Origin of the sequence: Pseudosporangium ferrugineum (assembly GCF_003002065.1) — a bacterium.
Lineage (GTDB): Bacteria > Actinomycetota > Actinomycetes > Mycobacteriales > Micromonosporaceae > Actinoplanes > Actinoplanes ferrugineus_A.
Genome location: NZ_PVZG01000004.1, coordinates 291,378 through 313,752, shown reverse-complemented (window position 1 = coordinate 313,752; position 22,375 = coordinate 291,378). Strand labels below are relative to the sequence as shown.

General features: G+C 74.2%; 17 protein-coding genes. 4 read left to right on the top strand and 13 right to left on the bottom strand.

Features of this window, described 5'->3' with window-relative positions; all coding sequences use genetic code 11:
* From CLV70_RS11080 to CLV70_RS11035, 10 genes are all read right to left on the bottom strand, one after another.
* Nucleotides 1-6,111: a type I polyketide synthase gene (locus CLV70_RS11080; RefSeq protein WP_158277748.1), complete on the bottom strand. Its 6,111-nt coding sequence runs from the start codon at nucleotides 6,109-6,111 to the stop codon at nucleotides 1-3.
* On the bottom strand, nucleotides 6,108-7,175 hold the full coding sequence (locus CLV70_RS11075) for a ketoacyl-ACP synthase III family protein (RefSeq protein ID WP_106126328.1): 1,068 nt from the start codon (nucleotides 7,173-7,175) through the stop codon (nucleotides 6,108-6,110). Before CLV70_RS11075 ends, CLV70_RS11080 begins: the two co-directional genes overlap by 4 nt.
* Nucleotides 7,172-7,825: an HAD-IA family hydrolase gene (locus CLV70_RS11070; protein ID WP_245908161.1), complete on the bottom strand. Its 654-nt coding sequence runs from the start codon at nucleotides 7,823-7,825 to the stop codon at nucleotides 7,172-7,174. Before CLV70_RS11070 ends, CLV70_RS11075 begins: the two co-directional genes overlap by 4 nt.
* Nucleotides 7,813-9,186 (bottom strand): NAD(P)/FAD-dependent oxidoreductase, encoded by a 1,374-nt coding sequence (locus CLV70_RS11065; protein WP_106126327.1) that lies wholly within the window; start codon nucleotides 9,184-9,186, stop codon nucleotides 7,813-7,815. The genes CLV70_RS11070 and CLV70_RS11065 overlap by 13 nt, the downstream gene beginning before the upstream one ends.
* A gap of 21 nt (nucleotides 9,187-9,207) precedes the next feature.
* A complete protein-coding gene (locus tag CLV70_RS11060) occupies nucleotides 9,208-9,480 on the bottom strand; it encodes an acyl carrier protein (protein WP_106126326.1) in 273 nt (90 codons plus the stop codon).
* A 14-nt stretch (nucleotides 9,481-9,494) separates the two neighbouring features.
* Nucleotides 9,495-10,232 carry a class I SAM-dependent methyltransferase gene (locus CLV70_RS11055; RefSeq protein WP_106126325.1) on the bottom strand — a complete coding sequence of 246 codons (738 nt, stop codon included), beginning with the start codon at nucleotides 10,230-10,232 and terminating at the stop codon, nucleotides 9,495-9,497.
* The gene (locus CLV70_RS11050) at nucleotides 10,229-11,653 is read right to left on the bottom strand and encodes an AMP-binding protein (RefSeq protein WP_106126324.1); all 1,425 of its coding nucleotides are present in this window, start codon (nucleotides 11,651-11,653) and stop codon (nucleotides 10,229-10,231) included. Before CLV70_RS11050 ends, CLV70_RS11055 begins: the two co-directional genes overlap by 4 nt.
* Nucleotides 11,650-12,756, bottom strand: a complete 1,107-nt coding sequence (locus CLV70_RS11045; RefSeq protein WP_211303728.1) for an acyl-CoA dehydrogenase family protein — start codon at nucleotides 12,754-12,756, stop codon at nucleotides 11,650-11,652. Before CLV70_RS11045 ends, CLV70_RS11050 begins: the two co-directional genes overlap by 4 nt.
* Nucleotides 12,753-13,790, bottom strand: a complete 1,038-nt coding sequence (locus tag CLV70_RS11040; RefSeq protein WP_106126323.1) for a ketoacyl-ACP synthase III family protein — start codon at nucleotides 13,788-13,790, stop codon at nucleotides 12,753-12,755. Before CLV70_RS11040 ends, CLV70_RS11045 begins: the two co-directional genes overlap by 4 nt.
* Before the next feature lie 96 nt (nucleotides 13,791-13,886).
* Entirely contained in the window at nucleotides 13,887-14,606 is a 720-nt protein-coding gene (locus CLV70_RS11035; protein ID WP_158277747.1) for an AfsR/SARP family transcriptional regulator, read from the bottom strand.
* Between the two features lie 451 nt (nucleotides 14,607-15,057).
* Between CLV70_RS11035 and CLV70_RS11030 the strand changes: the two genes are divergently transcribed.
* The 4 genes from CLV70_RS11030 to CLV70_RS11015 are packed head-to-tail and all read left to right on the top strand — an operon-like array spanning nucleotide 15,058 to nucleotide 18,896.
* Nucleotides 15,058-16,155, top strand: coding sequence for an ABC transporter substrate-binding protein (locus CLV70_RS11030; RefSeq protein ID WP_106126321.1), 1,098 nt, complete (start codon nucleotides 15,058-15,060; stop codon nucleotides 16,153-16,155).
* The gene (locus CLV70_RS11025) at nucleotides 16,148-17,047 is read left to right on the top strand and encodes an ABC transporter permease (protein ID WP_211303727.1); all 900 of its coding nucleotides are present in this window, start codon (nucleotides 16,148-16,150) and stop codon (nucleotides 17,045-17,047) included. Before CLV70_RS11030 ends, CLV70_RS11025 begins: the two co-directional genes overlap by 8 nt.
* A complete protein-coding gene (locus CLV70_RS11020) occupies nucleotides 17,035-17,880 on the top strand; it encodes an ABC transporter permease (RefSeq protein ID WP_106126319.1) in 846 nt (281 codons plus the stop codon). Before CLV70_RS11025 ends, CLV70_RS11020 begins: the two co-directional genes overlap by 13 nt.
* Nucleotides 17,877-18,896 (top strand): ABC transporter ATP-binding protein, encoded by a 1,020-nt coding sequence (locus CLV70_RS11015; protein ID WP_106126318.1) that lies wholly within the window; start codon nucleotides 17,877-17,879, stop codon nucleotides 18,894-18,896. The genes CLV70_RS11020 and CLV70_RS11015 overlap by 4 nt, the downstream gene beginning before the upstream one ends.
* Nucleotides 18,897-18,914: 18 nt before the next feature.
* Here CLV70_RS11015 and CLV70_RS11010 read toward each other — a convergent pair whose 3' ends face one another.
* From CLV70_RS11010 to CLV70_RS11000, 3 genes are read right to left on the bottom strand one after another with little or no spacing between them, the layout of a single operon-like run.
* Nucleotides 18,915-20,546 (bottom strand): ABC transporter permease, encoded by a 1,632-nt coding sequence (locus tag CLV70_RS11010; RefSeq protein WP_106126317.1) that lies wholly within the window; start codon nucleotides 20,544-20,546, stop codon nucleotides 18,915-18,917.
* Nucleotides 20,536-21,459, bottom strand: coding sequence for an ABC transporter ATP-binding protein (locus CLV70_RS11005; RefSeq protein ID WP_211303726.1), 924 nt, complete (start codon nucleotides 21,457-21,459; stop codon nucleotides 20,536-20,538). Before CLV70_RS11005 ends, CLV70_RS11010 begins: the two co-directional genes overlap by 11 nt.
* Nucleotides 21,456-22,319, bottom strand: a complete 864-nt coding sequence (locus tag CLV70_RS11000) for a universal stress protein (RefSeq protein ID WP_106126316.1) — start codon at nucleotides 22,317-22,319, stop codon at nucleotides 21,456-21,458. The genes CLV70_RS11005 and CLV70_RS11000 overlap by 4 nt, the downstream gene beginning before the upstream one ends.
* Nucleotides 22,320-22,375 lie beyond the last annotated feature (56 nt).

Sequence of the window (22,375 nt, the reverse complement as noted above, 5' to 3'; positions counted from 1 at the left end):
TCAGTGGGCCTCGTCGAGCTGGCCGGCCAGCTCACCGAGCGTCGTGTGGCTGAGGATCCGGCCGACCGGCAGCAGCACCCCGTGGGAGCGCTGCACCTGCCGGCGGAGCTGGGCCGCCATCAGCGAGTCGAGGCCCTGGCTGGTCAGGTCGCGGTCGGGGTCGAGGTGGGCGGCGTCGACGCGCAGGATCGCGGCGACCTCGTCGAGGAAGGTCCGCGGCCCCTCGGCGGCCGCCGGGGCGGGCGGTGCCGGCACCGTGGCGACGACCGGGACCGGGACCGGCGGCGGCGCGGCGTGAGGCGGCGGCGCGGCGTGAGGCGGCGGCGCGGCGGAAAAGGGTGCGGTGCCGGTGACGTCGCGCAGGAACGGGGAGGCGGCCGCGTCCGGGTGGGCCGCCCGCCACGCCGCCCAGTCGACCGGCATCACCACGGTGTCCGGGGCGTCCGTGGCCAGGAGGCGGTCCAGTACCGCGAAGCCGGCCGCCGAGGTGAACCCGCTCATGCCCCGCGGGACGAGGTCCCGGCCGAGGTCGGCGCCGGCCCGCGCGGCCATGCCCGCGTCGGTCCAGAATCCCCAGTTCACCGCGAGCGCCCGGTGCCCGCGCCGGCGCCGGCCCCGGGCCACGGCGTCGAGGGCCGCGTTGGCCGCCGCCCCCGCCGCGACGTGCGGCGAGGCCAGCAGCGCGTTGCCGGAGGAGAAGAGCACGAAGTGGTCGAGCGCCTCGTCGAAGAGCCGGTCGAGGACCCGCGCGCCGGCCGCCTTCGGCCGCAGTACCGTCTGCAGGTCGCGCAGGGTGGTGTCGGCGATCGGCTGGTAGAGGAAGACGCCGGCGGTGTGGAAGACGCCGCGGACCGGCGGCCGGCCCGCCGCCCGGCGGTGGTCGATCAGCCGGCGCATCGACTGCTCGTCGGCCGCGTCCACGGGGGCGTACCGCACGTCGGCGCCGTGGACGCGCAGCTCGTCCAGGAGCCGGGCGACGTCGCCGCCGGGGGTGGGCAGGGAGCGGCCGGTGAGCAGCAGGTGCCGGGCGCCGCGGGAGATGAGCCAGCGGGCCAGTCCGGCGCCGATCCCGCCCGCGCCGCCGGTCACCAGGTAGGTGGCGTCCGGCCGCATCCGGGTCGACGGCGGCGCCGGTGTGGGCGCGGGCCGTTGCGGCGCGGCGGCGCGCAGGTCGAGGACGACCGGGCCGACCGGGTCGCCGTCCGGCCGGTCCGCCGCGGGCAGCGGGGCGAGCTCGCCGGCCGCGATCAGCCGCAGCACCCGGTCGAGCAGGCCGCCGGCGAGTCCCGGCCGCGACCGGCGCAGGTCGTCGACGTCGAGGACCCGGTAGGACGCGTTGGCGGGCAGGGCGTGCAGTCCGGCCGGGCGGGTCCCGGCCAGATCGACACAGCGACCGTACGGGGCCAGCACCTCGATGTTCCGTCCGGCGGCGTCCCCGTCGAGCGCGCTCAGGACGACGTCCATCCCCGCCCCGCGGGTGGCGGCCAGCAGCGGCCCGGCGAAGTCCCCCGCAGAGTCGGTGACGTGGGCGATCCCCATGGCGCGCAGCAGTGCGCGCTGCCGCTCGGTGCCGGCGGTGGCATAGATCTCCGCGCCCTGCCGCCGGGCGACCTGGATCGCGGCGAGGCCGGTCCCGCCGGCGGCGTCGTGGATGAGGACCCGCTCGCCGGCGCGGAGGGCGGCCAGTTCGATGAGGGCGTACCAGGCGGTCAGGTACGGGGTCGGCACGGTGGCCGCGGCGGCGAGGTCGAGCCCGGCGGGCACTCCGACGGTGAGCCGCCGGTCGGCGAGCAGGTCCACGGCCGGTTCCGGGGCGGCCGCCACGATGCGGTCGCCCACGCACAGCCCGCGCACCCCGGCGCCGAGGGCCGTGACCACGCCGGCCACGTCGGCTCCGGGACGGCCCGGCCGTACCCCGGCGAACTCGGCGGCGATCCGCACCTGCCCGGCGCCCGGCGGGCCGCCGGCCCGGGGAAGCGACGGGCCGGGAGCCGGCGCGGCGGCGCGGTGCAGCCGGTGGACGTGCCGGACGCCGGGCCGCAGCGCGATCTGGTCCTCGTCCGCGCCGGCCGCCTCGATCTCCCGGCGCAGCGCCTCCACCTGCGCCGTGCCGCCGGCCGGGTCCAGGTCGACGAGGGTGTGCCGGACGGCGGACAGCTCGCTGGCGGCCGTACGCCCGAAGCCCCACACCGCCGACTGTTCCGGGTCCGGCGCCCCGTCCGCGGCGCTCACGGTCTCGGCGCCGCGGGTGACGAGCACGAGCCGGAGGCGTTCCCCGGGGGCGAGGGCCAGCGCCCGGTCCAACAGCAGCGCGCTGCCGAGCCCGAGCGGTACGCCCTCCACCGGCTGCGCCGCCCGCAGGCTCCACAGGTGCACCACCGCGGCGATGCCCTCGGGCCGGTCCCGGCGGGTCTCGTGCAGCAGCCGGGCGTAGTCGTCGAGGCGGGACGGGTCGATGCGGTAGGTGGCGTCGCCGGTGCGCTCGTACCGGTCGCCGGGGAGGACCGTGACCGCCGCACCGAGCGCCGGGGCGATCTCGTCGTCGGCGAGGACCAGCCACGCGCCGGTGACCGGGCCGGGCGCGGGGACGGGCGGTGGCGCCGGGATCCACTGTGGCCGGTAGAGCCAGTCGTCCACGGCGGGCTCCTCCTCCTGGCGCAGCAGGAAGCGGATCCGCAGCCCGAGGAACTCGGCGAGCAGGTTGCCGTGCTCGTCGCGTACGGCCACGTCGCCGCTGAACGAGTCGGCGGTCAGGTCGCGCCGGACCACGTGGCTGTGCAGCGTGCCGGTCAGCGGGGCGTGCCGGCGGAACGCGTCGATGGAGCCCAGGATGAAGGCGTGCTGGTCGCCGGGGGCCGTCGTGCCGGGCAGGGTGGCCGCGAGGATCTGCCCGCAGGCGTCGAGGACCGCCGGGTGGACGTGGTGCCGGTCGTACTCGGCGAGGCCGGCCGGCACGGTGACCCGGGCCAGTGCCTCGTCGTCGCCGCGCCACACCTGCGAGACGCCGCGGAAGACGCCGTGCCACTCGTTGCCGCGCGCGGCGAACCGGCGGTAGAACTCGGCGCCGTCGAAGCTCTCGGGGGCCCGCGCGGCGATCCGGTCGGGGGTGTCCGCGGGCAGTCCGGTGATGCGGGCGCCGGCGGCCACCGGTTCGATCCGGCCGTGCGCGTGCCGGGTCCAGGCGTCGCCGTCGGCGGTGGCGACCTCGAAGCTCCATCCCCGCTCGGCGGGGGACAGCGTCACCCGCAGCACCGGTGGCCGGGTGGCGGTGATGAAGAGCGCCTTGTCGTAGCGGACGTCCCTGACCACGACGTCGCCGGCGAGGGTGCCGGCGGCGGCCGCGGCGAGCTCCAGATAGGCGGTGCCGGGCAGGATGACCAGCCCCTGCACCTGGTGGTCCAGCAGGTACGCGTTGCGCCGCAGGTCGATCGGGCCCTGCCAGCGGTGGACGCCGTCGTCGACCCGGTACGCCCCCAGCAGCGGATGCCCGGCCGGGGTGAGCCAGAAGGCGGTGCGCTGCCACGGATAGCGGGGCAACCCCACGTACGTGCCCGGCGGGTCGAACAGGGCCTCGTACCGTACCGGGAACCCGGCCTGGTGCAGGGTCGCCACCGAGGTCAGCAACGCGGTCATGTCATCGGTGTCGCGCTGCAGCGACGCCACGACCTGATCGGCGCCGCGCCCCTCGGGCAGGCACTCCTTCACCGCGGCGCTGAGGATGGGGTGGGGGCTGATCTCGATGACGGCGCTCGCCCCGGTGCCGGCGGTCTCGGCGTCGACGGCGGCGTGGAAGCGGACCTCGTCGCGCAGGTTGCGCACCCAGTAGCCGGCGTCCATCTCCGCGCCGGTCACCAGCTCCCCGGTGACCGTCGACCGCAGCGGCACGGTCCCGGCCACCGGACGGATCGGCTCGAGGACCTCGCGCAGCGTGTCCAGCAGCGGGTCCACCTGGCCGCTGTGCGAGGCGACGTCGACCTTGACGATCCGGGCGGTGACCCCGCGCTCGGCCAGGCCGGCCAGCACCTTCTCCACCGCGGACGTACGCCCCGAGATGATGGTGCGCTGCGGGCCGTTGCTCACCGCGACGTCCACGTCCGGTACGCCGGCGAGCTCGCGGCGCAGCTCGTCGGCGGACAGGTCGACCGCGGCCATCGACCCGGCGCCGGCGATCCGGGTGAGCAGGGCACTGCGGCGGCAGATCACCGCGGCGGCGTCGGCCGGGCTGAGCGCGCCGGCGACGCAGGCGGCGGCGACCTCACCCATGCTGTGGCCGATCACGACGTCGGGCCGGACGCCCCACGAGCGCCAGACGGCGGCGAGCCCGACCTGGACCGCCCAGAGCAGCGGCTGCACCACGTCGATCGGCCAGGTCGCCTCGTCGTCGCCGGTCAGGCGTTCGACCACCGACCAGCCGCTCTCGGCGCGTACGTGCCGGTCGCACTCCTCGACGGCCTCGCGGAAGACGGCGGAGGTCCGCAGGAGCTCGCGTCCCATGCCGGCCCACTGGGAGCCCTGACCGGGGAAGACGAAGACGGTCTTCCAGGCGGCGCTGCGGGCCGCGACGATCGGCCGGCCCCGGCGCAGCTGCCGCACGGCGTGGTCGTGGTCCTGCGCGAGGACGGTCATCCGGTGCCGGTGGTGGGTGCTGCGGGTGAGCGTGCTGAAGCTGACGTCGCGCAGGTCGTGCCCGTGCCCCGGGCCGCCGGGGGAGAGGTGGTCGGCGTAGGCGGCGGCGAGCTCGCGCAGCGCCGCGGGTGTCTGCGCGGACAGGGCCAGCAGGTGCGGGGGCCGTTGCGGTCCGGCGGCGGGCGGTCGCGGGGTGGCGGGCCGGTGCTCGCCGAGCACCACGTGGGCGTTGGTGCCCGAGATGCCGAAGGAGCTGACCGCGGCGTACCGGGGGAGCTCGTCCGTGCCCCACTCCCGGGCCGCCTGCGGGATCGCGAGCGCCACCCGGTCCCAGTCCACCGCGCCGGTCGGCTTCTCGCTGTGCAGGCTGGGCGGGACCACGCCGTGCGCGACGCTCAGCGCCGCCTTGATGATCGCCGCGATGCCGGCGGCCGCCTCGGTGTGCCCGATGTTCGTCTTCACCGAGCCGACCAGCAGCGGGTCCGCGGCGGTGCGTCCGGCGCCGGTGCCGTACATGGCGTCCAGCGCCCGCAGCTCGATCGGGTCGCCGGTGGGGGTGCCGGTGCCGTGCGCTTCCACCAGGCCAACGGCGCCCGCTCCGATGCCGGCCCGCTCGCAGGCGTGCCGCATCACCTCGAGCTGGGCGCTCTCCGACGGCGCCATCAGGTAACCGCTGCTGCGGCCCTCGTTCTCGACCGCCGAGCCGTGGATGACCGCGTAGATCCGGTCGCCGTCGGCCTCGGCCCGGTCGAGGGGCTTGAGGACCACCACGCCGACGCCGTCGCTGCGGACGAAGCCGTCGGCGTCCTCGGCGCCGAACTTGCACCGGCCGTCCGCGGAGAGCATGTCGGCCTGCGAGAACGAGATGCTCTCCTCGGGGGTGAGCACCAGGTTGACGCCCCCGGCCAGGGCGAGGGTCGCCTCACCGGCGCGCAGCGTGGCGCAGGCCTGGTGCACGGCCACGAGCGAGGACGAACAGGCGGTGTCGACGGAGGTGCTCGGGCCGCGCAGGTCGAAGAAGAACGACAGGCGGCCGGAGAGGACGCTGCGCGACGTGCCGACGTTGGCGTAGATGTCCAGCGTCTCCGCGGCCCGCAGCAGGTCCCAGTACTCGGCCGTGCGCTGCCCGACGACCACCGCGGTCCGGCTCCCGGCGAGTTGCTCCATCGTCAGGCCGGCGTCCTGGACCGCCGCGGCGGCGGTGTGCAGCAGCAGCCGCTGTTGCGGGTCCATGTGGGCGGCCTCGCGGCCCGAGACGCCGAAGTACTGGGCGTCGAAGCCCCGGATGTCCGGCAGGAAACCGCCGCGCCGGCTGATGATGCGCCCGGGCGTCCGCGGCCGCGGGTCGTGGAAGGCGTCGATCGGGAAGCGGTCGGGCGGGACGTCCGTGGTGGCGTCCACCCCGTCGAGCTGGAGCCGCCAGTACGCGCCGAGGTCTCCGGCGCCGGGGAATTCGCACGCCATGCCCACGATGGCGATCTTCACGAGCTGCCTCCCGCCGGGGTCGTCGTCCAGGGCTGCGGATCGGTGACGGTGAGGATGACGGCCACGGCGGACCATCCCGGGGCGCCGCCGAAGAGCAGCACGTGGTCGCCCGCGTCGAGCTGCCCGGTGTGCAGCAGGTGGTCGAGGGCGATGAACTGGTCGCTGGACGAGGCGTGCCCGACGCCGCGGCCGAACTCCCACATCGAGCGGGAGACGTCCAGGCCGAGCGGGTCCATCATGGTGTTGCGGGTGGTCGCCTCGTCGCCGTTGGGCACGAGCACCCAGCGCAGGTCGCCGGGTTTGATGCCGGCCTCCTCCACCGCCGCGAGCGCCGTGTCGGAGCAGGCCTTCGCGAGGCCGTCGGCGAGGTTCACTCCGCCGGCCCGCTTGGCGTTCTCGGTGAACTGCTGGGCGCGTCCGACGGTGTCGATGCGCCGGCCCGCGGAGCCGGTCGGCGGGAACAGCGGTTCGTCGCCGCGGGCCATGCCCTCGTACTCGGGGTAGACCCGGGACACCACCGCGTCGACGCGGGCGAAGCCGCCGGCCGCGCCGACCACGACGGCGCTGGCGGCGTCCGCGGCGATGACGCCCATCGGCCCGCTGTCCCACCGGTTGAACAGCGGCGAGTTGAAGTTGTCCGCCGTGGTCAGCAGGATGTCCGGCCGCTCCGCGGGCTGGTGCGGCAGCAGGGCGGCGGCCAGCTGGAGGCCGGTGAGCATGCTGTTGCACCCGTTGCGCAGCTCGGTGCCGCCCGCCCCCTCGATGCCCAGCTCCCGCATGACGTACGCGGCCGGCGACCACATCTCGGGCCCCTGGAAGAACGTCGCGCCGTGCAGCACGGTCCCGATGGCCGGGGCGCCTCCCGCGCTGCGGCCGAGCGCCACCCGGGCGGCCCGTACGGCCATCTCCGGCGGGGACTCCGGGCCGGCGACCCGCACCTCGCGCAGGCCGCTCTCGGCGTGGACCGTGGCGTCGTAGAGGCCGGCGGCGACCGCCTCCGACGCGGGGTACCCGGCCGGCATCCAGCAGCCGAGGCCGGTCAGGAAGACGTTCTCCGGCTTCATGCCGATGCACCACCTAGCGAGATCATGATCCGGCGGCCGGCGCCGACGGTCACGTGGGTGAGATCCGGGATCCAGTGCGGCGCCCCGCGTACGGCCGCACCCAGGCCGACGACCGTGGCGCCGGCGGACCGCCCGGCGGCGACGCCCGCCGGGGAGTCCTCGAACACGACGCAGTTCTCCGGGGCGGCGCCGAGGGCCCGGGCCGCGGCCAGGTAGCCCTCCGGGTGCGGCTTGCCGGCCGTCACGTCCTCGGCGGCGACGAGGACGGCGGGTGCGGGCACGCCGAGCGCCGCGAAGCGCCGCCGGGCGACCTCCGCGCCGGTCGAGGTCACCACGGCCCACGGCCGGCCGGCGAGCGCGGCCAGCAGGTCCGCGGCGCCCGGCATCGGCGCGGCACTGCCGGCGTTGCTCAGCTCCAGGTCGCGGATCGCGGCCAGCTCGGCGGCCAGGTCCAGGTGCGGGGTGAGGGCCGCGACGACGTCGGCGACGGTACGGCCGTGCGCCGCGTCCCGCACCCGCGCGGGGTCCAGACCGTGCCGGGCGGCCCAGAGTCGTACGTTGCCGGCGATCTGCCCCTCGGAGTCGACCAGCACCCCGTCCAGGTCGAACAGCACGGCCTCGCACCGCAGTGCCGGAGTCAGAAGAGGCACTTGGATTCCTGGGAGACGCGCAGGTTGCCCAGCCGGTCGTGCCACAGGTGCGTGGGGTCGTTCTCGACGGCCGCCAGGAATTCCCGCATGGCGACGAGCGCGGTGGGCTCCTCGTTGTCGTAGACGTCGCCCTGCAACAGCTTGAGCACACCGATGCGGTAGCGGGGATCCTGCACGAATGCGGTGAACAGGATGTTGAGGCGATAGTAGATGGAGATGAACTCGTACCAGTTGGAGACGCCGCGGCGCAGCTTGCCGACGTACGTTTCGAAGCGATGCTCCCGGAAGTCGCCGGCCTCGGCGGCGGCGATGATGTCGGCACACGCCAGCCGGGCGCTGTTCATCGCCACCGACACGCCGCTGGAGAAGATCGGGTCGACGAACCGGGCCGCGTCGCCGACCAGCAGCATCGAGTCGCCGGCCACCTTGCGCATCCCGTAGCTGTAGTCGCCCTCGGCCTTGAACGGGCGCACCCGCTCGGTGTCCTTGAGCGCCTTGAACAGCTCGGGCCGGCTCGCCACCGAGTCCCAGAAGAAGCCCTCGAGGTCGTCCTTGTTCTCGCGGAACCGGGCCTTCTGGGTCACCACGCCGACCGACGTGATCGTCTCGGTGATGGGGATCTGCCAGACCCAGGTGTCCTCGAGCGGCAGGAAGTGGATGAAGATGTAGTCGGCCTGCTGGGTGGTGTCCGCCAGCGCGGTGCGGTCCAGGCCCTCGAACCAGCTGTGCACGGCGTACTGGTTGAAGACCGGGTCGGGGACCTTGACCTTGAGCTGGCGGCCGAGCAGGGTGCCGCGGCCGCTCGCGTCGACGACCATCCGGACGCGCACGTCACTCTTGTGCGGGCCCATCCCGATCCGCACCACCGGGCGGTCGCGGTCGGCGAAGTCGACCGAGTGCACGCGTACGCCGGAGAACACCTGAGCGCCCAGGCTCTCGGCGTGCTTGAGCAGGATGAGGTCGAACTGCCCCCGGTCGACGTGCCACGTGTAGTCGCGGTCGACGCCGAGCTGCTCGCGCTCGTTGAAGAGCACGTCGGCGGTGCCCAGGCCGTGCTCGTGCACCTGGAACCCGAGCGGGTCGGCGCCGCCGTCGCCGGCGGAGGTCCAGGCCGCGCCGTACTTCTTCGGGAAGCCGGCGGCCTCGATCTTGTCGATGGCGCCGATGTCGATCAGCACCGGCGTGGTGGCCGGCACCAGCGACTCCCCGACGTGCTCGCGGGGGAACGTCTCGCTCTCGAAGACGGCGACCGACAGGCCGGCCCGCGCCAGGTAGGACGCCGTGGTCGAGCCGGCGGGGCCGCCGCCGATGACGGCGATGTCGAAGTCGGAGCCGGACTGCTGGTCGGTCGTGACAGTCATGGAGTCGCCCAATCGTTCGGTTCAGGCCGTGGCGCGCAGGCTCAGGACGAGGTCGGCGATGGTCCCGGCGTCGCGGAAGTTCGGGCCGGTCATCGCGGTCGGGGGTACGCGGACGCCGATCTCCGTGCGCAGCCAGGCGATCAGCTTCGCGGTACGCAGCGAGTCGAGGATGCCGGCCTGCAGCAGCGGCGTCGTCTCGGTGACGTCGATCGTGCCGAGATCCACGGCCAGTTCCGTACGGATGAACTCCAGGACCCGCTCGCGCATCTCGGTCTGCTCGGTCGTGCTCGGCATGGGGACCTTCCTCCTCAGGGTGCGGTGGGTGCGGCCGGGGCGGCGATCACCCAGGCGGTCGGCAGCGTCACGGGCGTGCCGTCGCGGCCGGGCTGGGTGGTGTGCAGCCGGTCGTCACCCGAGGCCACCAGGCGCAGGAGGCCGTTGCGGGTGATCAGCCGGTCGAGCTGGCGGCCCTGCACCGGCGGCGCGGCGGCGCCGAAGCCGAAGTGCCGGGCCAGCCGGGTGAATTTGTCCAGCGGGGCGCCCTCGGCGAGCAGGTCGTGCACGGCCCACGTGGTGACGTCGGTCAGCTCCTGCGCGAACAGGCGCCCCCGGGTGCCGAGCAGGGTCGCGACCGCCCGTACGGCCCGGTCCTGGCCGGCGGGCGGCAGCTGGTGCAGCACTCCCCGCAGGTAGACGTTCGCGTCGCCCAGCTCCGTGGCCAGCCCGGCGACGGCCCCGGGGTCGAGCAGGTCGAGGCGGCGGTACTCGAGGTTGGGGGCCGCGTGCTCGCGCCGGGCGATGGCCAGGGCGGGCTCCGCGACGTCGACGCCGAGGACGCGGGCGAACCGGCGGGCGAACTCGCGGGTCTGCCGCCCGCTGCCGCAGCCGAGGTCGACCAGCGGCAGCGTGGCGTCGAGGTGCGGCGACGCCCGCCGGAGGTGCTCGGCCGCGGCGAGGGTGGCGGAGGAGTCCCACAGCGCGGTGTCGCCGTCCGCGGCCAGGTCCCGCCAGAAGGCGTCCCAGCTCCGGCTGTCCGTCTCGGTCATCGGGGCCCTCCGGGGTGGACGTGGGCGGCGAGCCGGGCGCGGTCGAGCTTGCCGTTGGCGTTGACCGGCAGGGCGTCGACCAGGTGCAGCTCGTCGATGAGCATGTAGAGCGGCAGCCGTTCGGCGCAGAAGCTGCGCAGCTCCGCGAGGCCGGGGCCGCGCCCGGCGCGGGGGCGCACCACGGCGTGGATGCGGGCGTCCGGGCCGGAGCCGGCGACCAGCACCGCCGCCCGGTCGATGTCGTCGTGCTCGCCCAGCACGACCTCGATCTCGCCGGGCTCGACCCGGTGCCCGCGGACCTTCGCGAGGTCGTCGCGGCGCCCGAGGAAGTGCAGCAGGCCGTCCGCGTCCCGGCGGCCCAGATCCCCGGTGCGGTACGGCCCGGTGCGCCGCGGACCGCCCCAGTAGCCCGGCATCACGGTGGGCCCGGAGACCAGGATCTCCCCGTCGGGGGCCAGCTCGACGGTGTCACCGCAACAGGCCGAGCCGATCGGTAGCGGGCCGGTGCGGTGCAGATCGGTGGCGGTCACCTCGTACGAGGTGCAGACGTTGGTCTCGGTGGGGCCGTACCAGTTGAACATCCGCACGCCGGGCCAGGCCGCCCGGAGCCTTCTCACCGCGGCCGGTGGGAACGGCTCGCCGGCGAAGACGCAGCAGCGCAGGGTGCCCGGGTCCCGGTCGAGCAGCCCGGCGTCCATCATCCGGATCAGCACGGAGGGCACCGAGTACCAGACCGTGATGCCGGTGTCCTCGATCAGGTCGTTCAGCAGCGGGGCCACTTGTCCCAGCGTCTCGGGGATCAGCTGGACGCGGGCGCCAGCCCGGAACGCGGCGTACAGATCGAACACCGACAGGTCGAAGTTGAACGACGCGTGGTTGGCCAGCCGGTCCCCGGGCCGCAGGCCGGTCGTCGCGTACGCCCATTCGACGAAGGCCGTCGCGTTGCGGTCGGTGAGCACCACCCCCTTGGGCATCCCGGTCGAGCCGGAGGTGTAGAGGAGGTAGACGGGGTCGTCCGGCCCGACGGGCACGAGCGGTACGCGCGCCGTGGACCTCAGCCCGGCGGGCGTGACGGCCGGGGGTCCCGCGGGCAGGTCGTCCGGCCGGTCGGTGACGAGCAGGGCGGCGGCGCAGTCCGCGGCGATGCGGCGTACCCGGTCGGGCGGGTTCATCGGCGACACCGGGACGTAGACCGCGCCGAGCCGCAGCACCGCCTGCATGACGGCGACCAGCTCGGCGCTCTTCTGTCCCCACAGCACCACCCGGTCGCTGCGGCCCAGTCCCCGGGCGGCGAGGGCGGCGGCCACCTCGGCGGCCCGGTCGTCGAGCTCGGCGTAGGTGAGCGCGCCGGTCAGGTCCGCCACCGCGACGGCGCCGGGGCGTACGCGTGCCGCGCGCGGCACCAGGTCGCGGAGGTTCACAGGGCCATGTCCCGGGCGATCACCCGGCGCTGGATGTCCGACGTACCGGAGAAGATCGTCGACGGCAGCGCGTCGCGCAGCATGAGCTCCACCGGCTCGCCCCGGACGTAGCCGGCGCCGCCGAGCAGGTTCACCGCGTCCGTGGCGGAGGCCACCGTGCCCTCGGAGACGGCCAGCTTGGACATGGCGGCCCGGACAGCGGCGTCGTCGTCGCCGGCGTCCAGCGCCGCGCAGGCGCGGTGCAGCAGCAGCCGGCCGCTCTCCAGCCGCAGCCGCATCCCGACGATCCGGTCCGCGACGGCCTGGAACTCGCCGATCGGGCGCCCGAACTGGCGCCGCTCCCGGGCGTGGGTGGTGCAGCGTTCCAGCAGGCGGCGCTGCAGGCCGAGATAGAGGGCGAAGAGGCAGCCGCGTTCCCAGGCCATCGAGTGCGCGAACACCGCCGCGCCCCCGCCCACCGGGCCCACGACCCGGTCGTCGGGGACGAAGCAGCCGGTCAGCCGCAGCGGTCCGGCGGGGCACGAGCGCAGGCCGGTCTTGTCGTGAGCGGGCCCGGGGGACACGCCGACGTCGCCGCGCTCGACGAGGAACGCGGTGATGCCGAGGTGGCCGGCCGCCGGATCGGTGGTGGCGTAGACGAGGTAGACGTCGGCCACCGGCGCGTTGCTGACCCAGGACTTGACGCCGTCGAGCAGGTATCCGCCGTCGACGCGGCGCGCGGTGGTGCTCAGCCGGGAGGTGTCCGAGCCCGCGCCCGCCTCGGTCATGGCGTTGCCGGCGATGAGGTCGCCCGCGCACATGGCGGCGAGGCGCTGCCCGAGCACCGGCGTCGTCCCGAAGGCGGACAGCGGCATGGCGCAGGCGAACAGGTGCGCCGCGGCGGCGAAGAGCATCCCGGTGTCGTGGCACGATCCGGCCGCCGTCTCGTACAGCTCGGCGGTCCGCACGGCGCTGAGCCCGCTGCCGCCCTGCTTTCCGGGTACGCAGGCACCGAGCAGGCCGTGGCGGGCGAGCACCGCCCAGTCGTCGCGGGTGTAGCCGTCGCGGTCCGAGGTGACCGACGGCGGGAACGCCCGGCCGAACTCCTCGCGCAGGTCGGTCACCGGCGGGCCCAGTCCGGCGTGCGGAGCATCTCGAACAGCGCGCAGGCGATGTTGAGCCCCGGTCCCACGCCCAGCATCAGGTAGTGGTCGCCCGGGCCGAGCTCGCCCGTGGCCACGAGGTGTTCCAGCGCCACGAGCTGGTCGCTCGCTCCCATGTGGCCGACCGTGCGCCCCTGCTCCCAGGTGGACCTGGACATCGGCAGGCCAAGCGGGATCATCGCCCGGCCCTCGACCCGTTCGCGGGAGCCGTTGACGTAGCCGACGCGGGTGATGTCCGCCAGCTCGACGCCGGCCTCCTCCAGCGTGCGGGAGACCAGCTCGTCCTGGGCGGCCACCAGGCGCAGCGGGCCGTCGTCGCCCGCCAGCATACCGTCGACCCAGCGCCTCTTGCTGTCCGCGAAATCGAGGCGCCGTCCGCTGGTGGAGCCCGGCGGGAAGAGGGCCTCCGCGTCGCGGTGCATGGCCTCGTACTCGGGCAGGGTCGCCGAGTTGACCGACAGCAGCCGGGCGAAGCCGTCGTGCCGGTCGAGCACCGCGGCGCAGCCGCCGTCGCCCATCACGAAGTGCGGGCTGAACCTCCACCGGTCGAGCAGCGGGGAGTTGAAGTTGTCGCCCGAGGTGAGCAGGGCGGTGGTGTGGCCCGGGTCGGCCATGAGGTGGGCGGCCCCGAGTTCCAGCGCGCTGAACATGCCCATGCACCCCTGGCGCACCTCGGCGGCGGTGGCGGCGGAGGCGGCGATCCCGCGTTGCACGTAGTACTGCGGGCACCAGCCGTGCGGGCCCTGGTGCCAGACGCTCACGTACAGGACGAGGCTGAGGTCGGCACCCGCGACGCCGGCGCGCTCGAGGGCCTGGCGGGTGGCGCGCAGGGCCAGCTCCGGCGCGGGGGTGGTGCCGGCGTCGGTGACGCTGGTGATGCCGTACCGCCCCGCCGCCTCGGCGTCGATCAGTCCCTTCTCGACGGCCCGCTCGATGGCCACGGTCTCCGGCAGGCAGCAGCCCAGGGCCGAGAGATGGATGTTCGAGACTTTCATGGTCGAACCTTCGCTGTCGGTCGTCGTCGGGCCGTGACCTCAGCGTGCCCATGGCGCATTTATTTCCCGTTTACGGGCGATTATCGCCAGGGCGGATCAGGTGGTCCGGAAGGCCGGGATCAGCGACGGCGAGAACGCGTCGGGGTCGAGCATCTGTCGGTGCAATCGCTGCAATCCGGGACCGAGTTCGATGCCGAGCTCGTTGATGAACAGGATCCGCGTTTCACGGTAGACCCGCAGGGCCTCGGCGGTCCGGCCCGCTTGGTGGAAAGCGAGCATCAGAAGCTCGCGGACCCGCTCGTCGAACGGGTGCTCGGAAATGGTCGTACCGACCAGGGCGATAACCGATTCCGGCCGGCCCAGCCGCAACAGGCCGGCGGCGAGGTCGCCGATGGCCGTCAGGCGCAGATTCTCGATGCGTTGTCGCTGCCCCTGCGCCCAGACCCCGGCCAGGCCGGCGAGCGGGCGGCCCCGCCACAGGTCCAGGGCCGAGCGGGTGTGCGTCACCGCCTCGGCGTGCTCTTCCGCAGCTCGGGCGGCTGCCGCGGCCTCCAGCCCGGCCTCGAGGTCGCGCAGGTCGAGATGGTGGGCGCCGGCCAGTTCGTAGCCGCCGCCGAGGGACCGGATCAGGGACGGCGCGAACGGCGCGAATGCCGCCCGCAGCCGGTGGACATAGATGCGCAGGGAATTGACGGCCGACCGGGACGGCCGGTCCCCCCAGACGGCGTAGATCAATTCATCGACGGAGACGAAGGAGCCGCTGCCGAGCAGCAGTGCGGCGAGTGTCTGCCGCTGTTGTCGTGGCCCGATCTCCAACTCGGTCAGGTGGCACCGGGCGCGTACCGGGCCGAGGACCGAGAAGTGTAAAGGAAGCTCCATTCGAGCCCTTCGTGGTCGCGGAGAGGTTGAAGTATCAACCTTTCGGTGAACCGGTTCATGGAGTCGCATCGATGGGTGAGTTGAGGGAAATCTAGTTGCCTGATCGTCGGCAGTCAATGCAAGGTGCCCGCGCCCGCCCCCGGACACAGTGGAGGGTGCCGCCGTGATCACCGATCTCCGCGCGGCTGTATCCATCGATGGTGCCGGCCTATACGATCACCGCAACACCAGGGAACCACTCGCGGAGTCCATCGAACCGGCGCGGGTATGTCGCCGTGCCGTCACTTCGCGGACGTTCGCTGTCCAGAAACTGCTCTCATGATCACTCAGCGCACACCGGCTGGTGTTCGCAGAGGGAGGAACCGCGGTGCGTACATTTTCCCGCACGATGGCCGTCACGATGGCGGTCGCCACCATAGCCGCGACCACGGCCTGCTCGCCGCCCGAGAAGGACAGCGGGTCGTCGGGCTCGAGCGCCGCGAGCGCGACCAGCGTCGCCGACCTCGGCGGCCTCGACAAGCTCGTCGCGGCGGCCAGGGCCGAGGGCCGGCTCAACGTCATCGCCCTGCCGCCCAACTGGGCGAACTACGGCGAGATCATCAAGACCTTCGGCGACAAGTACGGCATCACGGTGAACTCGGCCCAGCCGGACGGGTCGAGCCAGGACGAGATCAACGCCGCGGAACAGCTCAAGGGTCAGGACAAGGCACCGGACGTCTTCGACCTCGGCAGCTCGGTGGCGATCGCCAACGTCGCCAGGTTCGCGCCCTACAAGGTGAGCACCTTCGCCGACATCCCCGACAACCTCAAGGATCCCGCCGGCACCTGGGTCAACGACTACGGCGGCTACATGTCGATCGGCTACGACAGCGCCAAGGTGCCGGCCCCGGCGAGCCTCGCCGACCTGCTCAAGCCGGAGTACAAGGGCAAGGTCGCGCTCAACGGCGACCCCACCCAGGCCGGGTCCGCGTTCGGCGGCGTGCAGCTGGCCGCGCTGGCCAACGGCGGCACGGTCGAGAACATCGCGCCCGGCGTCGAGTTCTTCGGCAAACTCAAGAAGGCCGGCAACCTGCTGCCCGTCGACCCCGACTCGGCGACCATCCAGTCCGGACAGACGCCGGTCGTCTTCGACTGGGACTACCTGAACGCGTCCGAGGCCACCAAGCTGAAGACCTGGAAGACGTTCGTGCCCGGCGGCACTGTCCTCGGTTCCTACTACGTGCAGGCCATCAACAAGGACGCCCCGCACCCGGCGGCGGCGCGCCTGTGGCAGGAGTTCCTCTACTCCGACGAGGGCCAGAACCTGTGGCTCAAGGGCGGTGCCCGCCCGGTGCGGGCCCAGGCCATGGAGAAGGCCGGCACGATCGACAAGACAGCGTTCGCGGCGCTGCCGAAGGTCGAGGGCACCCCGGTCATCCCCACCGAGGACCAGACCGCCAAGGCCAAGGAGTACCTCGCGGCGAACTGGGCCAAGGCCGTTGGCTGAGGTCGCCTCGGACGTCCCGCGGCGCGTGGCCCGGCGGCCACGCCTGCGGGGCGCCACCGCCCTGCTCGGGACGGTTCCCTTCTTCGCGTACGTGACCGTCTTCCTGGTGATCCCCACCCTGGTCGTGGTCATCGGCGCGTTCGCCGGCGACGAGGGCGGCTTCACCCTCGGCAACGTCGAGGCGCTCGGCAACGGGTACGTCCTCGACGCGTTCGGCCGCAGCACCGCACTCTCGGCGATGAGCGCCGTCATCGGCGCCGTCCTCGGAGCCCTGCTGGCGTACGCCCTGGTGACCGCGAAGCCGGACGGCCTGCTGCGCCGGACGGTCACCGCGGCGGCCGGCGTGCTCGCCCAGTTCGGCGGCGTCACGCTGGCGTTCGCCTTCCTGGCGACGATCGGCCTCTCCGGATTCGTCACCGTCTGGCTGCGGGACACGGCCGGCATCGACCTGTACGCCAACGGCGTGTGGCTGTTCGAGCTGCCCGGCCTGACCCTGGTCTACACGTACTTCCAGATCCCGCTCATGGTCATCGTGTTCCTGCCCGCGCTCGACGGCATCCGCCCGCAATGGCGGGAGGCGACCGAGAGCCTCGGCGGCACCACCTGGCACTACTGGACCCGGGTCGCCGGTCCGCTGCTCGGCCCCGCGTTCCTCGGCTCCACGCTGCTGCTGTTCGCCAACAGCTTCTCGGCGTACGCGACCGCGGCCGCCCTGGTCAGCCAGGGCAGCCCGCTCGTGCCGCTGCAGATCCGCGGCGCACTCACCAGCGAGGTGCTGCTCGGCCAGCAGAATGTCGGCAAGGCGATGGCGCTCGGCATGGTCGTCGTGGTGTCCGTGGTGATGGCGCTCTACACGCTGCTGCAAACCAGGACGTCGCGATGGCTGGGGTGATCGCCCGCCGGGCCCGCCGGCAGCGCGTGTTCCGCTGGACCGTGCTGTCCGTGCTCGGCGTCTTCTTCCTGCTGCCGTTCGTCGCGATGGTCGAGTTCTCCACGCGTGACCCGCAGACCTGGCCGCTGCTGGTGGACTGGCCGCGGCTCAGCGAGCGCTACCCGGCGCTGGCCGAGGGCATCGTCGCGTCGCTGTCGCAGGCGGCGCTCACCGCCCTGCTCATGCTGGTGCTGCTCGTGCCGACCGCCGTGTGGGTACGGCTGCGGCTGCCCCGGCTGCGGCGCCTGATCGAGTTCCTGTGCCTGCTGCCGCTGACGATTCCGGCGATCGTCCTGGTCGTGGGGCTGGCACCGGTGTACGCGTGGGTCACGTACTTCCTCGGCGGGTCGTCGCTGACGCTCGTCTTCGCGTACACGATCCTCGTGCTGCCGTACGCGTACCGCGCCATCGACGCCGGCCTGTCCGCGATCGACGTGAAGACGCTCGCCGAGGCCGCCCGCAGCCTGGGCGCGGGCTGGGGCACGGTGATGATCCGGGTCGTGCTGCCCAACATCCGCTCGGCGGTGCTGTCCGCGGCCTTCCTCACCGTCGCCCTGGTGCTCGGCGAGTACACCATCGCGTCGCTGCTCAACCGCACGAACCTCCAGGTCGCGATCAACTTCCTCGGCAAGAGCAGCGCCACCATGTCGGTCGCCGTCTCGCTGACCGCGCTGCTCCTGGCGTTCGTGCTGCTGCTCATGCTGTCCCTGATCGGCGGGCGGCGGCGGCGATCCGCCACGGCGATCGAGGCGGCCGTACCCGTACCCACTGCGCACAAGGAGCCCGCCGCATGACCGGCGTCGCCGTACAACTCACCGGGCTGCGCCGCACGTTCGGCACCGTGCACGCCCTCGACGACCTCGACCTGTCCATCGAGCCCGGCGAGTTCGTCGCCCTGCTCGGCCCGTCCGGCTGCGGCAAGACGACCGCGCTGCGGGTGCTGGCCGGCCTGGAGGACGCGGACGCCGGGCGGGTCCTCGTCGGTGGCCGGGACGTCACCGCGCTGCCGGCGAACCGCCGCGACATGGGGATGGTCTTCCAGGCGTACAGCCTCTTCCCGCACCTGACGGCCCTGGCCAACGTCACCTTCGGGCTGTCGCTGCGGGGCCGGGCCAAGCAGGCGGGCCGGGCCGCGGAGATGCTCGAGCTCGTCGGGATCAGCCAGTTCGCCGACCGCTACCCGCACCAGCTCTCCGGCGGCCAGCAGCAGCGGGTGGCGCTGGCCCGGGCGCTGGCCATCGAGCCCAGCGTGCTGCTGCTCGACGAGCCGCTGTCCGCCCTCGACGCCAAGGTACGGGTGCAGTTGCGCGACGAGATCCGCCGCATCCAGACCGAGGTCGGCACGACGACGCTGTTCGTCACCCACGACCAGGAGGAGGCGCTCGCGGTCGCCGACCGGGTGGGCGTCATGCGGGCGGGCCGGCTCGAGCAGCTCGCCGCGCCCGCCGACGTCTACCTGACGCCCGCGACCCCGTTCGTCGCCGACTTCGTGGGGCTGAGCAACCGCCTGCCCGGCACGGTCACCGGCGACGAGGTCGAGGTGCTCGGCGCCCGCCTGCCGATGATCTCCCCGTCGGCATCGCCGTCGGTGACGGCCCTGGTCAGGCCGGAGTCCGTGCAGGTCACGCCGGACGAGCGGGGGGAGGGGCGGGTGCTGACCACGAGCTTTCTCGGCCCGATCAGCAAGGTCACGGTCACGGTCGGGGACCTGCTCGTGGTGGCCCAGGTCGCCACCGACCGGCTCCCGGCGCTGACGCCCGGCACCCCCGTACGCGTGAGCCTGCGACCCAACCCGGTGGCCATCCTCTGAAGGCGTGCCGTGGCGGTGTCAGGAGCCCGCGAACGCGCCGCGCCGGGCCGCCGCCACGGCACCCGCCACCACGGTCCACGCGGCCACCACGGCCAGATGGGACCACGCGAAGCCCGCGCCGGCGACGTCCGGCCGGGTCGCGGCCAGCAGCGACTCCAGGACATGCCGCAGCGGGAACACCTCGCCGATGCCCTGCAGCCAGCCGGGCAGGGGCGCCTCGCCGACGACGAAGATCTCGGAGACGAAGCAGAGCGGGAGCAGGGTGCCCAGCGTGATCGCGGTGAGGGAACGCAGCCGGGGCAGCACCGCCACGAGGGCCAGCCCGAGCGCACCGAAGCAGGCCACGCCGAGGATCACCGCGAGCAGGGCGGCGGGCAGGCGTACGGGAGCCGGCCGCGCCCCCTGCCCCACGACCGCCACCACCCCCAGCACGACCGCGCCGGCCAGCCCGATGGCCAGGGCGGAGAGCACCCGGCCGCCGAGGTACCAGCGGAGCGGCAGCGGGGTGCCGCCGAGCCGCTTGAGGACGCCGTCCGCCCGCGCCGCGGCCACGGACTCGGGCAGGTTCACGTAACCCGCGACGGCCGCCGCGTACGCCACCATCGCCGGCAGCAGGTACTGCGCCATGGTCAGCCCGCGGACCCGGGTGCCGCCGAACACGAGCGGGAAGAGCACGAGGATCATCGCCGGGAAGACCACGGTGAAGAACGTCGCCAGCGCGTCCCGGCGCAGGCCCAGCAGGGCGAAGCGGGCCTGCCCGGCCAGCAGCGTCAGCGCCGCCGGGCGGCCGGGAGCGACCGGCGGGGACAGCCGCCGGGCGGTCCGCGGCCCGGCGTCCGCCACGGCCGGGGGGTGACCGGCGCCCCCGCCGGACGAGCCGCGGGGAGTCCAGCCGAACCGCCACACCGCCACGGCCGCACCCGCCGCCCCCCACAGGACGAGCACGGCGAGATGGCCGGGGGAGAACCCGTACCCGGGGGTCGGATCGAACGTCTCGGCGGCGGCGTCCGCGAAGTGCTTGAGCGGCAGGGCCGAGCCGATGGCGGACAGCCACCGCGGCAGGTCGGCACCGACGATGAACACGTCCGAGATGAAGGCCAGCGGGATGAGCACGCCCTGCGCGGCCGTCTGGGCGGCGAGGACGGTGCGGGTCACCGACGTCAGCGCCACCCCGAGCGCGGCCAGGCACGCGATCCCGGCCAGCAGGGTCAGCACCAGCGCCGGCAGCTTGCGCCACTGCGGCTCCACGCCGTAGCCGAGGACGCCGACGGCGGCGACCAGCAGCACGGAAACGAAGGACGCGACCAGCGAGGCGACCACCCGCGAGACCAGCACCGCCCGCCGCGGCACCGGCGCGGCCCGCAGGCGCAGCAGCACCCCGCTCTCGCGCAGGATCGCGGTGTCGATGGCGAGCACGCTGAAGGACGCCTGGGCGACCCCGAAGACGGCGAACGGCGCGACCAGGAACTGCACCACGCGTACGCCCTCGGCGGTGCGCCCGTCGCCCACCACGGCGCCCACGATGACCAGGAACACCAGCGGGAAGATCAGCGTGAAGAACGCCGCCATGGGGTTGCGGAAGAACGCCCGGACGGCGTGCCGGGACAGCGTCAGCGCGGGATGCGGGCGCCCGGCCCGCTCAACCTCCATCGTCCGCCTCGCCGGTCAGCGCCAGGTACGCGTCCTCCAGCGTCGGCGGCTCCACCGCGAGGTCCGGCAGGTCGAGGCCGGCGTCCAGGGCCCAGGCGGTCAGCCGCCCCGTGTCCGCCAGCGGCGAGTGGGTGCGTACCCGGACGGTCCGGCCGCCGGCCTCCGCCTCGGGCGGGCCGGTCAGGGCCGGCAGCCCGCCGAGCGTGGCCCCCGCCGGCAGCTCGAACGAGATGACGGTGGGCAGCCGGCCCTCGGCCCGCAGCCCCTCCGGGGAGCTCAGCGCCACCAGCCGGCCGGCGACCAGCACGGCCACCCGGTCGGCGAGCCGCTGCGCCTCCTCCAGGTAGTGGGTGGTGAGCAGGATCGTCGTGCCGAGCCCGCGCAGCCGCTCGATCAGCACCCAGGCGCGGCGCCGCGCGGCGGGATCGAACCCGGTGGTCGGCTCGTCCAGGAAGAGCAGGCCGGGGGCGCCGGCCAGGCCCAGGGCGAGGTCGAGACGGCGGCGCTGACCGCCGGACAGGGCCTTGACGCGTACGTTGCGCTTGTCGCCGAGCTCGACCAGGTCGATCAGCTCGTCGGGGTCGTGCCGGCGCGGGTACAGCGACACCTGGAGGCGGACCAGCTCGCGGACGGTGAACTCCTCCTCGAAACCGGCGCTCTGCAACACGATGCCGATCCGTTCCCGGTACGCCGTGCCGCCGGTGGCCGGGTCGAAGCCGAGCACGGACACCTCCCCGCCGTCCCGGTCGCGGTACCCCTCGAGGATCTCCACGGTCGTGGTCTTGCCCGCCCCGTTCGGACCGAGCAGCGCGAAGATCTCCCCCTCGTCGACGGTGAAGCTCAGGCCGTCGACGGCACGCACGCTGCCGTACGCGCGAACCAGGTCGCGGACGACGATCGCCGGCGTGCTCACCGCGGCACCTCGGGAACGAGCGCGACCGTGCAGTGCGCCCCGGCCGCGACCGCCGCCGGGACGTCCCCGGTGCGCACCCGCCCGACGATCCCGCGGCGCTTGTCGCCGACGACCAGCAGCCGCGCGCCGGCCCCGGCCCGGATCAGGGCCTCGGCCACGGTGCCGTGCAGCACCGCCCGCCGGACCGGCACGGCGGGATGCTCGAGGGCCGGCGCTTCCGTCTCCGCGGCGAGCAGCTCCAGCGCGGCCGGCTCGACCGCGAAGTGGGTCGACAGCGTCACGTCGTCGTAGAAGTAGTCGTCCCGGCTCGCCTCGGACACGTGGACGGCGGCCAGCGGGAACCGGTGCTCGTCGGCCTGCGCGAACCCGAACTCCAGCGCCGCCCGGCTCGCGGGCGAACCGTCCACACCGACGACGAGATGACCGGCGAGCGGCGCCCCGCCGTCCGGCGGCAGCTGCGCCCGCACCACCACGACGGGGCAGGACGCATGCCGCACCACCCGCCGCACCGTACGCCCGGTGCCGCCGGCGCCGATCACGAGCAGCCCGGCCCCGGCCGACGCGTCCACGAGAACCTCCGCCGGATCCCCGCCGCACACCCGCAGCGCCACCCGATGACCGCCGAGACGGGTCTGCGCGCCGGCGTACGCGCGAGCCAGCACCGGGTCGATCAGCTCCACCCCGGCGCCGTGCGGTCCCCCCGCGAGCCGGTCCAGCGGCGAGCCCGGCGGGCAGACCCGCACCAGCAGGAGCCGGGCACCCGCCCGCTCCGCCTCCTCGACGGCCCAGGCCAGCGCCGCCTGCCCACCCGCACCCCCGACGCCCACGGCGACGGTCGCGGCCCGCTCGAGCGATGTCATGGAGACCTCCGTACGGCCGGTCCTCCTCCCACCGTGCCGCTCGCTCGTCGCCCGGG